11 protein-coding genes are annotated in these 14267 nt (G+C 57.7%); 8 read left to right on the top strand and 3 right to left on the bottom strand.

Going from position 1 to position 14267, the window contains the following annotated elements; translation table 11 throughout:
• Positions 1-69 precede the first annotated feature (69 nt).
• The 5 genes from C437_RS05110 to C437_RS05090 all read left to right on the top strand — a co-directional run bounded on the left by C437_RS05110 (position 70) and on the right by C437_RS05090 (position 6727).
• Positions 70-615, top strand: coding sequence for a ribbon-helix-helix protein, CopG family (locus tag C437_RS05110; RefSeq protein ID WP_004515829.1), 546 nt, complete (start codon positions 70-72; stop codon positions 613-615).
• A gap of 180 nt (positions 616-795) precedes the next feature.
• Positions 796-2004 carry an Nramp family divalent metal transporter gene (locus C437_RS05105; protein WP_004515828.1) on the top strand — a complete coding sequence of 403 codons (1209 nt, stop codon included), beginning with the start codon at positions 796-798 and terminating at the stop codon, positions 2002-2004.
• Positions 2005-4008: a hydantoinase/oxoprolinase family protein gene (locus C437_RS05100; protein WP_004515827.1), complete on the top strand. Its 2004-nt coding sequence runs from the start codon at positions 2005-2007 to the stop codon at positions 4006-4008.
• Positions 4005-5630, top strand: coding sequence for a hydantoinase B/oxoprolinase family protein (locus C437_RS05095; RefSeq protein WP_004515826.1), 1626 nt, complete (start codon positions 4005-4007; stop codon positions 5628-5630). Before C437_RS05100 ends, C437_RS05095 begins: the two co-directional genes overlap by 4 nt.
• A gap of 104 nt (positions 5631-5734) precedes the next feature.
• Entirely contained in the window at positions 5735-6727 is a 993-nt protein-coding gene (locus C437_RS05090; RefSeq protein WP_004515825.1) for a DUF3592 domain-containing protein, read from the top strand.
• A gap of 46 nt (positions 6728-6773) precedes the next feature.
• Here C437_RS05090 and C437_RS05085 read toward each other — a convergent pair whose 3' ends face one another.
• Positions 6774-7412, bottom strand: coding sequence for a PAS domain-containing protein (locus C437_RS05085; RefSeq protein ID WP_241431640.1), 639 nt, complete (start codon positions 7410-7412; stop codon positions 6774-6776).
• Positions 7413-7462: 50 nt separating this feature from the next.
• On the opposite strand from C437_RS05085, the gene C437_RS05080 reads away from it, so the two are divergent.
• Complete coding sequence (locus C437_RS05080) at positions 7463-7867, top strand: DUF4864 domain-containing protein (protein WP_004515823.1); 405 nt, start codon at positions 7463-7465, stop codon at positions 7865-7867.
• Between the two features lie 412 nt (positions 7868-8279).
• Here the strand turns inward: C437_RS05080 and arcD are convergent, their stop codons facing one another.
• Positions 8280-9746, bottom strand: a complete 1467-nt coding sequence (arcD, locus tag C437_RS05075) for an arginine/ornithine antiporter ArcD (protein ID WP_004515822.1) — start codon at positions 9744-9746, stop codon at positions 8280-8282.
• 357 nt (positions 9747-10103) lie between these two features.
• Here arcD and C437_RS05070 point away from each other — a divergent pair, with 357 nt between their 5' ends.
• A complete protein-coding gene (locus C437_RS05070) occupies positions 10104-10904 on the top strand; it encodes an IclR family transcriptional regulator (protein WP_004515821.1) in 801 nt (266 codons plus the stop codon).
• 368 nt (positions 10905-11272) lie between these two features.
• Here C437_RS05070 and C437_RS05065 read toward each other — a convergent pair whose 3' ends face one another.
• Positions 11273-11953, bottom strand: a complete 681-nt coding sequence (locus C437_RS05065; protein WP_004515820.1) for an IS6 family transposase — start codon at positions 11951-11953, stop codon at positions 11273-11275.
• Positions 11954-12677: 724 nt separating this feature from the next.
• Between C437_RS05065 and C437_RS05060 the strand changes: the two genes are divergently transcribed.
• A complete protein-coding gene (locus C437_RS05060; RefSeq protein WP_049919622.1) occupies positions 12678-13748 on the top strand; it encodes an NAD(P)-binding protein in 1071 nt (356 codons plus the stop codon).
• Positions 13749-14267: the final 519 nt, after the last annotated feature.

The following is a 14267-nucleotide window of genomic DNA, read 5'->3' as shown; positions in this document are numbered from 1 at the left end:
TGCTGCGGTCTGAGAGGTCTCTGTCACCAAACGACACGATATTAAGGCCATCCAGTGACGAGGGCCACTATGCCAACCGACCGCGTCACCGTCTCTCTCGACGAGGAGACAAAGGAGACGTTAGAGGGGCTGACCGACCGAACTGGGGAGAGTCAAAGCCAACTGATCCGCGAAGCAATCGCGTTCTACGCGGCAAACTTCGACTCGGCCCATGCGAGTGACAGCGATCACCTTCAGACGTACTACGAGATGCTCTCGACAGGCGAGCACGTCCTGCTGGACATCGACCTCCTTCATGCACTCCTGAGCCAGTTTACCGACCCAGATGCACGTGACCAGGAAGTGCTCGAAATGATCGATCAGGTGGCGCAGTACCACGCTCAAGAGTATGCCGAACGATTTGATTCACTCGAAGACGTGCTCGACTGGCTCTCACTGTGTGGATTCCTGACTGTCCGACGCGACGAAAAGGGGAGTTTCCACGTGGTGTTCCCATCCGAGTCGGTCCGATGGTTGATGATCCGATTCATCCGCGGTAGCATTACTGACCTCCCGTTCGAAATTGAAATCGAAGAGAGTGTTTCGAAGGTACTTTTGAGAACACGGGAACCGTGAATACCCCCGCTTGGGACCCAGATAGACTCCTATCCGGGGCTGAAGTGTGTCATACTTGTTCACACACCTAGCGGCACAGACATAGAGTTCATACAACCGATGTTCCGGACACACACAGGTCTTAACAATACTTTTCGTCACCTGCCGGGACCGTGACAGTGGCTATCAAAACCAACAATCATGAGCATTACAAAACGACTCAAAGCCGTCGGCCCGGGAGCGATGGTCGCCGCCGCGTTCATCGGCCCAGGCACGGTCACGACTGCGAGCGTCACCGGGGCGGAGTTCGGCTACGCACTCCTGTGGACGATGGTTTTCTCGATCGTTGCAACGATTGTTCTCCAAGAGATGAGTGCGCGGCTGGGCCTTGTCTCTGGGGAGGGACTCGGCGAAGCGCTTCGAGAGCGGTTCGACAATCAAATCGTCGAGTACCTGAGTATATTCCTTGTTGTCGGCGCGATCGGCGTTGGGACTGCTGCCTACGAAGCCGGGAATATCCTCGGCGGTGCCGCAGGGCTCGCGACCATTACGGGTATCGATTCGACGGTGTGGGGCGTCGTGATGGGACTCGTCGCCGGCCTCCTGCTCTACACTGGGCGCTACAAGCTGATCGAGCGAGCGCTCATTGGGCTGGTCGCCGTGATGGCATTCTCGTTCGTTGCGTCGGCAATTCTCATCGGTCCCGACCCGGGTGCGATTGCGATGGGGTTCGTCCCCGGAATCCCCTCGGGGTCGCTGTACCTCATCACCGGCCTCGTCGGAACGACCATCGTCGGGTACAACCTGTTCCTGCACGCGAGTAACGTTCAGGAGCGGTGGAGCGGGCCAGAGGATATCGGCCACTCACGCATCGACACGGTGCTGTCAATCGTCGTCGGCGGCGTGATCACAATCACGATTATGGTGACCGCGGCCGCGGCCTTCGAGCCGGGCACGCAAATCAGCGATATCGGCCGGATGGCCGAACAGCTGCGACCCATCGCGGGTCCGTACGCCGAACTGTTTTTCAGCATCGGCATCTTCGCCGCCGGGTTCACGAGCGCGACGACTGCCCCGCTCGCGGGCGCGTGGGCGACCACGGGTGCACTGGGCTGGGATTCGGACATGCAAAGCACACAGTTCCGTGCTGTCTGGGGGACCATCCTCGGGGTCGGGATTCTCTCGGTGTTGCTGGGCGGCAGTCCCGTCCAGATCATCGTGTTCGCACAGGTCGTCAACGGGATTTTATTGCCGATCGTCGCGGTGTTCTTGATATACGCGATGAACCAGCGTGAGCTCCTCGGTGAGTACACGAACGGGTCAGTAGCGAATGCCCTCGGCGCTATCGTGACGCTCATCGTCGTGTGGCTCGGAGTTCGGACGCTGCTCAGCGTCGCGGGGGTGCTGTAGATGGGCGGCCGGCGGATCGGTGTCGACGTCGGTGGAACCTTCACCGACGTGACGCTGTCGCTCGACGGCAAACTCGTGACTGCGAAAGTCCCGAGCACTGAGGACCAGAGCGAGGGCGTCATCGCCGGCATCGAGAAAGCGTGTGCGGAGGCCGGCATCGACCCGGAGACCGTCAGCGAGTTCTCCCACGCAATGACCGTCTCGGTCAACGCGCTCCTCGAAGAGGACGGCGCAAAGACCGCGCTCGTCACGACCGAAGGGTTCCGAGACGTGCTGGAAATCGGCCGGCAGGATCGTCCGTCGCTGTACGACCTGTCCGCCGAAAAGCCGACACCGCTGGTGCCCAGACGCCGGCGATTTGAAGTCTCCGAACGGACGACCACTGACGGTATCGAACAGTCCGTCGACGAGGACGAAGTCCGGGCGATCGCCGCACAGTTACACGAGATGGATGTCGAATCTGTCGCCGTCTCGCTCTTGCACGCGTACGCCCACCCAGAAAACGAAACACGCGTCGCAGACATCCTGCGGGACGAACTCGACGTGCCCGTCTCAGCCTCACACGAAGTCCTCGCCGAGTTCCGCGAGTACGAGCGGACGTCGACGACCGTCGTCGACGCGTACGTGCGGCCGGCGATTGACCACTACATCAGTCACCTCACCGACCGGGCGCGGGAACTCGGGGTCCCACAGCCCCGGATTATGCAGGCAAACGGCGGCATCACCGACGCAGACACCGTCAGGCGGAACGCTGTTACGACGGTCCTCTCGGGTCCTGCCGCCGGCGTCGTCGGGGCCGGTTCGATGGCGGCCGACGACTCCGACGAACATGACGGGCTGGTCACGTTCGATATGGGCGGGACCTCTAGCGACGTGAGCCTCGTTCGCGACGGGGAAGCCGAGCGGACGACGGCGGGCGTCATCAACGAACGGCCGATCAAGACACCGATGGTCGACGTCGAAACAGTCGGCGCAGGTGGCGGATCCATTGCCTGGGTTGACGCCGGGGGCGCACTCCGCATCGGCCCGCGCTCCGCCGGAGCAAACCCCGGTCCTGCCTGCTATGGGAAAGGCGGGACTGAGCCGACAGTGACCGACGCGAACCTCGTGCTGGGCTATATCGGCGCAAGCACCAGTTTAGGTGGGGAACTATCGCTCGATGAAGACGCAGCATACGACGCGCTTGCAGACCTTGCCGACGAGGCGGGTCTCGATGGTCCCCGCGAGGCCGCTCGTGGCGTCTACCGCGTCGCCAATGCGAACATGACCCGGGCAATCCGTTCTGTGACCGTCGAGCGCGGGTACGACCCTCGGAAATTCGGGCTTGCCGCGTTCGGAGGTGCCGGACCGATGCACGCGGCCGCAATCGCGGACAGCCTCGATATCGACCGGGTGGTAATTCCGCGCGCTTCTGGCGTGCTGTCGGCATACGGCCTGCTCGCGGCCGACGAGAAGCGCGACGCCGTACGGACGTACCAGCGCCCGCTTGACGCGGTCGACCCCCAGGATGTCGACACAGTCTACGATGAGCTGGCCGAGGAACTGCTGGCAGAGGTCAGCGACCGCGAGGCGGCAACAGTACGTTGCTCCGCCGACCTCCGGTACGCCGGTCAGAGTTTCGAACTTACTGTGGACATCGACCGACCGTTCGACACCGCAAACGCCCGCGAGCGGTTCGCCACAGCGCATGAGACCGCGTACGGGTATCGAGCGGACGAGTCCGTCGAGCTGGTGAACTGTCGCGTGACGACGACCGTCGAACGGAGCGCCCCACCGGTTGAGTACGCCGCCGAGGGTGACCCACAGAAGGAATCTCGGGAGGCGGTGTTCGGTGCCGAGGTCCGCGAAACGCCGGTCTACGAGCGGGCGCGGCTGCCACCACGGGAGAGAATCGACGGCCCCGCGGTTATCGAGGGCGATGAGAGTACAATTGTCGTCCCACCGGCCTGGAACGTGCGGGTCCGCGATGACGGCACACTGACAGCGGAGGTGAGCGAGACATGAACGACGAAGCCATGACACCGGGTGACAGACAGGATTCGATCGACCCCGTAACGCTTGAAATCCTCAGAAACCAGCTTGAGAGCGTTGCAGCCGAGATGGGCCACGTGCTCATTCGCGGGGCGTACTCCCCGAACATCAAGGAACGCCAGGACTGCTCGACGGCGCTTTTCGACGCGTCTGGTCGCATGATTGCACAGGCGGAACACATCCCGGTCCACCTCGGCGCGATGCCCGACGCGGTAGATATTGTCCTCCAGAAGGACCCGAAACCGGGTGACGTGTTCGTCGTTAACGACCCGTTCGCCGGCGGAACACACCTCCCGGACATCACGCTCGTTTCGACCATCGCGCCGAACGACGAGGTGATTGGGTACGCCGTCTCGCGCGCCCATCACGCCGACGTTGGCGGGAGTTCGCCGGGAAGCATGCCACCGGGCGCACAGGAGATTTACGAGGAAGGGCTCCGTCTGCCTGCTGTTCGGCTCGTCGACGGCGGCGAGCCCAACGAGGCGGTCCACGACCTTATCCGTGCCAACGTCCGGACACCAGACGAGCGTGAGGCGGACCTCCGGGCCCAGCGCGCCGCAAACGGACGGGCTGAGGAGCGCATCGGTGAACTTCTCGAAGAACACGGCTCGACCCTGCTCGATGCGTTCGGTGCCGTCATCGAGTACTCCCGTGAGCGGGTCGAAGCTGAACTCGATTCGCTCCCGGACGGAGCGTATCGGGCGCAGGATATCCTCGAAGGCGACGGCGTGACCGACGACGACATCCCAGTCGAGGTGGCCGTCACCATCGATGGGGCCTCGATAGCTGTCGACTTCGCCGGGACCGCCGACCAGGTGGCGGGCAACCTGAACGCGCCGCTTTCAGTCGCAAAGAGCGCGGTCTACTTCGTCGTTCGAGCGATCACCGACCCGGAGATTCCGCCGAACCACGGCTGTTACGAGCCGGTGTCCGTGTCCGCACCTGAGGGGTCGGTACTCAACCCGAACCCGCCGGCTGCGGTCGTCGGTGGCAACGTCGAGACGAGCCAGCGCGTCATGGACGTCACGCTGGCGGCACTCGCAGAGGCGGCCCCAAGTAAGGTTCCTGCCGGTGGACAGGGAACTATGAACAACCTCATCATCGGCGATCGAGCCGGGGAGTTTACCTACTACGAAACAATCGGCGGCGGATTCGGAGCCCGGCCCGGGAAAGACGGGATGGATGGCGTGCAGGTCGGCATGACGAACACGCTCAACACGCCCGTCGAAGCGATGGAGACCGAGTATCCGCTCCGGGTCGAGCGGTACGCGCTGCGGCCGTCGAGCGGTGGCGACGGCCGGTACCGCGGGGGACTGGGAATCGAACGCACTGTCACCGTTGAGACCGACGCCACCGTATCACTGCTGACGGAGCGTCGGCGGACGGCCCCTGCAGGAATCGACGGCGGCGAAGACGGCGCGACAGGGGAGAATCTCGTCGACGGCGAGCCGGTCCCAGCGAAGACCTCTGTTGATGTCGCGGCCGGGTCGACCGTCTCCGTCCGAACACCCGGTGGCGGCGGGCACGGTGAGCCGGCAGGGCGGGACCCGGAAGCCAGGGAGCGTGACCGACGCGACGGAAAGGTAGACGACTGATGGCGTATTGATTCGGTTGCCCCTGATAGAACATGACCGAGCCGTGAAGCGGTTTGTTTCGAGCGCTACGCTCATACGACAGGGACACAATACTGTGTACTGATATGAAGGTCCCGCTCGGAATCACGACCCTCCACCTTTCACAGAAGAGCGCGCTTCTGTTGCTCCTCGCGGTCGGCCTTCTCGGGTTCGGAGGGTACGACTACGTCCAGCAGTCACAGGCGGTCGACAACGCCGTTGCCGTCCAGGCAACCATCACAGACGCTCGTGTCGACCGCATGGAAGGCGGCCGTGGGGTCGACTACGAGCCGGAGATTCGCTACACGTACCAGTATCGAGGGGAAACGTACACTAGCGAACAGGTGTTCCCGAGCACAGGCGTTCGGACGTACTCCGACCGGTCGAGGGCGGAGTCAGTGGTCGAGTCCTACCAGCCGGGAGCAACGACCCGCGCGTACGTCTCACCGGCCGACCCGAATGATGCGTTCCTCATTCGAGAGCGGACGCCGTGGCCACTGCGAGCCATCGCAATCGGCGGTTTCCTCTCGGTCATCGGGGTGCTGGCTGGATTGGGGGCGAAGAACCCGGGTCAGCAGGCGCTCCGTCCGGCAAGCGAGGTGCAGCCAGCGCCACGCGAGACCTGGGTTGACAGTCACGGCGAGACAGTCCACCGGCTATCGAAACAGGGACTCGGTGTCTGTTTCGTCGGGTTCTGGCTCTCGCTGGTTGCGCTGGTTTTCGGTCTCCTGAACACCACCGATGGGTTCGGAGGCCCGCCACAGGAGATTCAGGCAGGACTTCTGGGACCGGTCGGGCTTCCGATGCTCGCGGGGTTCAGCTTCTGGGTCGGGATGGTCCTCTCACTGTGCCTGTACGGCGTCTGGTCGTTCACCGAGTACCGGCAGCTCAGGCAGCGGCTGTCTGCGCCAAAACCACCGAGTCCGTTCAGGCACCCGAGTCGGCTTGTTACGATACTCGGAACCGACGACGGCAGTTTGAGCGTGTACGGGCAGCGTATCCGGCTGACTGGATGGGCGTTGCTGATTGCTGCCGGAATGGTGGCGACGCTGGCGTACCTCCTCTACACTGCAAACTGACCAGACACCCGGAGTCGGACGTATCGCTGAGTCGTGCCGCCAGTAGTTAGTCCTCTGCCGTGTCGATGGCCTTCTGCACCCCGAGCCAGTTCGTGATGGAGCCGTCGGGACCGGTGAGTGGAACTATCGTCACCCGGTTTCTGAAGCGTGTGCCATCCGCCCGGTAGTTCCATAGTTCGACGGTCCGCCGTTCCCAGATGTCGATCCCCTCCTGAAGCGTTGCGATTGCATCGGGGTTCGTTGCTGGTCCCTGCAGCAATCGAAGGTTCTCGCCGCGAAGCGTCGCCAGCGAGTAGCCAGTCATCTCCTGGAATGTCTGTGTCGCATATCGGACTGGGTTGTCCTGATACGCCGGGCCAGTGAGTGTCAGGCCCAGCGGGGCCATCCCGAGTCGAACCATTTTTCTGATAGTCTTTCGCTCGAAGGGAGTCACAGAGCCGGACGTGAGCGCATCAAGAGACTGAAGAATGTCCGTCGGTGACTCGTCGGCAGTATCTGAATCAACATTCCGGAGTTGGTGTGTTTCGACAAGGTCCGGAAGCTGGCGGCGAAACTGCTTCTCCTCAAGCAGCATGGTTTCGATAAGTGCGTCCCTGAGTGCGGCCATATTCGCAGTTGCTAGTTTTAGCTCCCGGGGGCACAAACTCCCGTCGATATCCTGCGCGTAGCTGCTCAGACCTGCCATTCATCATGATGCGGCACCTGTTACAGATACCGCTTGCCCCTGCGATACCAATGTCTGAACACGAGCACCCGGTGCCCGGCCTTCCGACGCCCAGCGAGACATACAGCCCTGGCGATGCTGTTGCCCTCCAGCTCGATGCGCTGGAAACGAACGATGACCCGTTTGAAAACGCGGGGATTATGACGGCGTACAATTTTGCCTCCCCGGCCAACCGCCGCTCAACTGGCCCCCTCGAACGGTTTATAGCCATGGTCCAGTCACCACAGTACCGCCCGATGATCGACTTCGAAGAGGCTGTGCGGGGCCCTATCGAGCAAGACGAGAACTACGCTGAGCAGCGGGTGACGATTACGGGCCCGGATGGACGGACAACCACCTACGAGTTCGGTCTGTCAGTGCAGTCCGTCGGCGAGTTCCGAGGGTGCTGGCAAACCGACCGTGTTGTCGTGGTCTGAGCGCATCTGACGAGAGCATCCGGCGTTACAGAGCATAGTGAACTGTGCTTCAGTGATTAATCGTCGCTAGTTCCGGGTGTTCAGCCGTTCTTGCTCTGACAGTCAAACGCCTTCGTACAGAGAGGTTCTCATCCAAGCATCTCAAGCGCCGGCGAGAGAATGTACCCAAGACCGTGTCGAATGACGGATTATTTCTATATTCTCCCGGTAAAAGTGCATAAATGAGGTAGTTGTGCACTAATAAGTACTTTTGAGTTTGTTTGTCGCATATTTATATTTAAATAGTTCGTTATAGCCAAATTCTGTTGCTATATAAATGAGGATTCCTATCTCGAAGGGTATCTGTGTTGCCTGTGACGCAGAATCGCTGTGGAGTTTCGAGCTAATTACCCGCTATCAGCGGGCAGTGCGGTCAGTCACTATCCGCCGGCGCAGCCATATTGCTCGGTGTCTGGCTATCGGCCTCGGTCTCGGTATACGTGATTTGCCAGCCGGTAACTCCCATGAGAATGAGGATAAGCGGCGAAAGGAAGCCCAGAAAGTAGTAAGGGGCGTACTGGAACGTACTGACCCCAAGCGTACCAGCCATGAACACCGCGCCGCTATTCCACGGAATAAGCGCACTGGTGACGGTGCCGGAAGACTCAATCGCCCGGGAGAGATTTTCCGTCTTGAGTCCCTTCTCCTCGTAGAGACTCCCGAGCGTCACACCGGGAACGACGATACTGATGTACTGCTCTGCCGCAAGGACATTCATCGAGACGGATGACAGAACCGTGATGCCGGTGAGGCTGCCGACGCTTTTGCTGAGTTGGCCCAGATGATGTGCTAGGACAGCGATAATCCCGGTGCACTCGAACAAGCCTCCTAGGGAGAGGGCGGCGATCGCAATTGTTACAGCCCACGCGCCGCCAACCATGCCACCGCTTGAGAGGAGTCCATTCACGAGCTCCATTCCAGTTTCCGGACTTGTTCCGCTTTGTGCGACGGTCCAGACCGACGTGAACGAGTTCCCCTGAAGGACAGCCGACGTTATTGCGCCGGCGAAGACACCAGCACCGAGGGCTGGAATCGCAGAGATACCGTATATCGCCAGCCCAAATGTGACGAGAAGCGGCAAGAAAGCGAGCGGGGAGATCGTGAACGACCCCGTGAGCGCTGTCTGTATTTCGGCGATCCGGTCCGCAGGAATGGCTCCCGACGCACGTATCCCGAGGCCAGCGTACAGTATAACACCAATGAAGAAGGCGAGGAAAGTGCCTGCACGCATCGCATTAATGTGATCGTAGAGGTCGGTGTTTGTCACCGCCGAAGCGAGGTTTGTTGTGTCCGAGAGTGGCGACTGTTTGTCTCCAGTATATGCACCTGTGAGAATTGCGCCCGCGGTCATCGGTTCAGGGAGTCCAAGTCCGGAACCGATGCCGATGAAGGCAACACCGAGTGTCCCTGCTGCGGTCCACGATGACCCGATAGCGAACGTTATCACCGCAGTAATAATCGCAGTGAGTGGCAGAAACACTATCGGGTGCAGCAGGTCAAGCCCATAGTACATGAGCGTCGGAATCGTTCCGGCCTGTATCCAAGTCGAGATGAGAGCATAGACGATAAACAGGATGAACACGACTTGAATGCCCATTAGCAACGTATGTGTAATCCCGGAATACATCTCGTCCCAAGAGATGTCGAACCGGTAGTAACTGAACAACCCGGTGAATGCAATGCCCCAGAGGAGTGGGAACTGCGGGTCAAGCCCATATATTCCGATACCTATGCCCAGTGCGGTTAGCATCCCAATAATCGGTATCAGCGCCTCGCCCAGAGAGGGACGGTTTTCGGGATCAATATCGTCGTACAGTTTGATGTCAAATTCGGAGCTCATTCTTATCGACTCGATTACGTCTGTTTCCCGTGTCCCACCGGTGTATTTGTACACACAGAGTTTCCGACTGGTGAGCTTTGAATCGGCTTCTTATGTGCTGTACGGCTGGTTTGTCGCCTACAGCGACTGTGGCACCTGCGCATGTCGTTTGCCTCAAGGACAGCATCATTAATAAAAGTTCATGGAGAGATGCAGGGAGAGCAGGCCAAATCAGGGGAGTCCATATTTACTGTAAACTGCGGTTTACTGAAGCAAGTCAGACTGGTCGGACTCCGGTGTGGTAAGGCAAAGCGCGGACAACCAGCCTGACCGTTCGATATACCAAAATCATATAACCGCGATAAACAAACTCAGCATATGACTGAACGCGAGTCGCCGACCTCCTCCCGACAGATTAAGTCGATTCAGACTGCGAGCGAAATCCTGCACGAGATTCAGTCACAGTCTGAAGTGACACTTGCAGACCTCTGTGACGAGGTGAATGTTGCGAAAAGTACACTGCATACATATCTGCAGACACTTAATGCAGAAGGGCTCATCGAGAAGTCAGACAGCACATATCGGTTGGGGGTGCGGTTCGTACCACTCGGTGAAAGTGTCCGGAATCGGGTCGATCTCTATCAAATCGGTAAGGAAGAGGTAGAGCGTTTAGCCGAGGAGACGAACGAATGGGTCCATCTCACAGTCGCGTACCGGAACAGGGAGGTAACGCTGTACGAGTATAATGGGGGGAAAACGGTAGCAATGGATTACCAACGGCGGACCAGAGAGGCGCCACAGTATCTCCACTGTACTGCGACAGGAAAAGCGCTGCTGGCACATTTTGATGAAAACCGAGTCACTGACATACTGGCCACTGAGGAACTCGTTCAGCAGACAGACAAAACGATTACTACTCCAAGTGAACTGCGTGAGGAGCTTGCAGAAATCCGAAGCAAGGGATACGCGGTAAACAATGAGGAGGAGATTCGTGGTATGCGGTCTGTAGGTGCCCCGATACAGGACGTTGATGGGACAGTTTGTGGTGCGATCAGTGTAACCGCACCAAAAATGCGGCTTTCTGGTGAGTCCTTCAAGAGTGACCTTCCTCAGATAGTGATGGAGGCAGCAAACGTCATCGAAGTTAATTTAGAGTCTGCGGCTGCCTGTAGCAGATAGCGTTCATATATATCAAAGATGCTATCGCCGCTACACTGCGTTGCGGAAAAATATGCCTGCTGACGCGAGCGGCACCAGACCGCTATCGACATACTTGGCCCCCACGTGGTACTCTCAATCACTCATCAGCCATTGGAGTAGGGGATAGCCCAACTGAAGTTTCATCCGATATAGTCAAACTGTACAACTGAGATAGCACCAGTCTCCTGCTGTATGGCCTATGTATTTCGTTCCGTTCACAGCCAGCAGATCAGACTGCTATGAACGGATTGCCCACCTGAGACACACGACAGAGTCGTTATCGCTTATCAGTAGTCCGAATCTTACCAGTCAACAGTTACACTTCTGACTTAGGTTAGAGGCACTGTCTAGTTCTTGATTTCCTCAGCTGGCGTTTTTCCGTCAAGAGCTTGATTCGGTCGTTCGTGGTTGTAGTGGTGTCTGAAGCGTCGTAACCACTGTTTCGCGCTAGATTGACTGCCCCTCCAGAAGGAGTGAAAGCGGTCGATTCGCATGGTCACAGTTTGGAACCACTTTTCGATGTGGTTCCGGATTCGATAGTCGAGCCGACCGCTCAAATCGTGACGTGAGAGGGCAGTCAGATAGCCGCCAGCATCCACGAGAAACACTGAATCGGCGACATCGTGTTTCTGAGTGAGCCGATGCAAGAACGCCGCCGCGGGGTCAGTCCCGCGGCGGCTGAACACATCAATTTCGAGCAACAGTTTTGAGTCGGTGTCGACAGCGGCGTACAACCATTTCTTTTCGCCGTCAACCTCGATTTGTTTCTCGTCGACCGCGACCCGCGACGGCGACGCCGTCGGCGGGTCGCTCTGTGCTTCAGACAACGTATGAACCCAGTTCCAGACTGCACCGTGAGAACGATCGACACCCAACAACTCTAAGATAGCGACCGTCTCCCTGATCGACAGCCCCGCCGTATGGAGACGCACCCCAAATCGCCGGACGGGTGTCGGGGTGCGCTCGTTCTCCCAAACGTCTTGACTGTCCTCCTCTAACGTTTCCCTGAGCAGGTCTGCGAGTGTCATGAACACCTCTCGCTACGGCCTGCTCACTTCTCAAACTCGCTCAACTAGACAGTGCCGGTTAGACGTTATATGCGGTTTAGTTACAAGATGGTGACTGTAGCGCGTGGCCGGTCATTCGGACGATTTGAAGTACTCGTTTCTGCCCACGATAACACTAGTACAATCGTTATTCATTCTCACCCACAGGACAAACCCAATAATAGAGTTCAACACTGTTGGAACTAGTTGTTGCTTAATTTGTATATTTTAGGTATCCGAACGCCGCGCCAACAGTGAGTGGTTTAATATACAGTCAAATTTGGCGCTTTTATATTCATCTCTGACAATAAGCACAAGTATTTCGAATTATATATACATAAGCTACAAACCTAGCTTCATATATTCGGACCCACAGCCAGAAGGCGGCCGCTTGTAGTTTTGGCGTTCGGTAAAGTTGGATATATGGCGAAAAACACTTCTGGATCGTCAATCTGATCGTACAAGGTTAAACGTCTAAAAGGCACTTCCGACGCGTCTAGGCGCCGTGGTCGGCAATTAATCTGTTTAACTTGAGCTTGTATACTCTGCTGTCTAGCTTTATCCGCAGGTGTCAGATTCAGAGCCCCGATGCCCAAACGGTGCTGCAAAAGCAGGAGATTCGGACCAACGTCGTGTTGTTCAGCAGCACAACGCGACCGCTCACACTCACAGGGCACTGTATCAATGCGGTGTGAGCGAATAAGATATGTTTGAAATAGTTTCCAACAGAAGGGAGAGTATGAGGATTTCTATCGTCGGAGGGGGATTCGCCGGGTTGGCAGCAGCACAACTGGCTGAAGAGGTTACTGCGGACGTGCGACTCTATGATAAGGGCGCATACAGCGGTAATCGGAGAGGGGCCTGGGGGGAGATGGTCTGGGACTATTCGCAGCTACCACTAGATCGACATGTTCCGGGATACGTTAGAGAATCTAATACCGGGATATTCGTCGGCTCCAGCGGGAAAACTGCTGTAAATGTTCCCGATGGTGTGATATTGAACAGAGGAGAGTTAGAGAAACACTGGGCAGGCACGCTCGAACGCACAGAAATCACAGAGAACGCGGAAGTCGACGAAGCGGAGTTTCGAAGGTTATCTGCGGAGTCGGATCTACTGATTGATGCCACCGGTCAGTTCCCGATTTCAAGCCGGTTTACGCCCCTATCGTATGACGTGGCGTGTCCGACGCTGAGCGGGAGAATAGAGGCCGACTTCTCCCATCTGTATCCCGAGCCACGAGCGCTTGCGTACGAGAATTACTTCCTCTGGATCGTGCCACAGTCACCGGAGGAAGCAACTGTCGGCCTCGGCTGTCGAGATGATAAATCCCCTTCCGAACTGTACGAGGATATGCAGCAGTTGCTTGCAGAAATCGATATCGAGCCCCCAGAGCGTGAGGCCCTGCACAGCGGAACTGACGTTTCAAACGGCTTGCGGAGTCTTTCACACTGTTCATACGAGCTAAACGACTGCACAGTACATATAGCGGGCGACGCCATCGGATTGGCGAACCGCCTGACTGGCTTCGGAATGGTACATGCAGCGCAGTCCGGTCGAGCTGCTGTGAGCGCCTTCGTGCAGGGCGAGTCGTATAAACGCAGGTTGTTGTGCCAGAACTTCTGGACGAAAGCTGTCACTGGTGTGGCTTCACCCATCCATCACAGCATCGGCTTAGACGGAATAGCTCGCTTGGCAAAATCGGATATCGAGTATCAGGAGAGCTTCGAGCCACAACAGCCAGCAGATATTCTGCACGCTGTTCGAACCTTCATTTAGTGCCCCCAGTCACAGTTAGACACTCAGTTGGCAGCGAGAGGCGTTCGGTCGAAAGCCGCGGGGACCGGGTGTGATACCTTGTCGGTTGATTGTTACATTGGTCGTACTCACTACGGATTGGTCAACTTCTGCCTTCGTGAGATTACACTCTGTCTCACTACTCAGCAGCGGTACCCGCTTGAACAGTCAACATAGATCTGATAGAGATAGCTCGCATCAACTCATCATAGCAGCTACGAAGGTTGACTAAAGTCTTTAGCTATTAGTACCAGTTGCTCTTTATAGCCACCAGAAATATCTATTTAGGATAGTTATAGAGTATATCTAAACAGTATAACTAATCGTTGTAGCTGGGAGGAGTATTCGAAGGGGCCAGCCGACAAGGATAGTCAGCAGGCACAACTACCAGTTCCAGTTTTGTCCAGCAGTTTACCAAATCAGGACGGAGCCCTGCACAGGAGACAAATTACCAGCAGGATACAGATGCAGGCGCGTCGACAGCGCTACTTACGGGCAGAA

Source organism: Haloarcula vallismortis ATCC 29715, from assembly GCF_000337775.1.
Classification (GTDB): domain Archaea; phylum Halobacteriota; class Halobacteria; order Halobacteriales; family Haloarculaceae; genus Haloarcula; species Haloarcula vallismortis.
The sequence above is the reverse complement of the archived record's forward strand: the minus strand, read 5'-3'. Positions and strand labels throughout refer to the sequence as shown.

Bases quoted from the DNA above. Each gene is read 5' to 3' on its own strand.
- C437_RS05060 (WP_049919622.1), top strand. From the start codon at position 12,678: ATGTTTGAAATAGTTTCCAACAGAAGGGAGAGTATGAGGATTTCTATC.
- C437_RS05080 (WP_004515823.1), top strand. From the start codon at position 7,463: ATGTCTGAACACGAGCACCCGGTGCCCGGCCTTCCGACGCCCAGCGAG.
- C437_RS05070 (WP_004515821.1), top strand. From the start codon at position 10,104: ATGACTGAACGCGAGTCGCCGACCTCCTCCCGACAGATTAAGTCGATT.
- arcD (WP_004515822.1), bottom strand. From the start codon at position 9,746: ATGAGCTCCGAATTTGACATCAAACTGTACGACGATATTGATCCCGAA.
- C437_RS05065 (WP_004515820.1), bottom strand. From the start codon at position 11,953: ATGACACTCGCAGACCTGCTCAGGGAAACGTTAGAGGAGGACAGTCAA.
- C437_RS05085 (WP_241431640.1), bottom strand. From the start codon at position 7,412: ATGGCAGGTCTGAGCAGCTACGCGCAGGATATCGACGGGAGTTTGTGC.
- C437_RS05110 (WP_004515829.1), top strand. From the start codon at position 70: ATGCCAACCGACCGCGTCACCGTCTCTCTCGACGAGGAGACAAAGGAG.
- C437_RS05105 (WP_004515828.1), top strand. From the start codon at position 796: ATGAGCATTACAAAACGACTCAAAGCCGTCGGCCCGGGAGCGATGGTC.
- C437_RS05090 (WP_004515825.1), top strand. From the start codon at position 5,735: ATGAAGGTCCCGCTCGGAATCACGACCCTCCACCTTTCACAGAAGAGC.
- C437_RS05095 (WP_004515826.1), top strand. From the start codon at position 4,005: ATGAACGACGAAGCCATGACACCGGGTGACAGACAGGATTCGATCGAC.
- C437_RS05100 (WP_004515827.1), top strand. From the start codon at position 2,005: ATGGGCGGCCGGCGGATCGGTGTCGACGTCGGTGGAACCTTCACCGAC.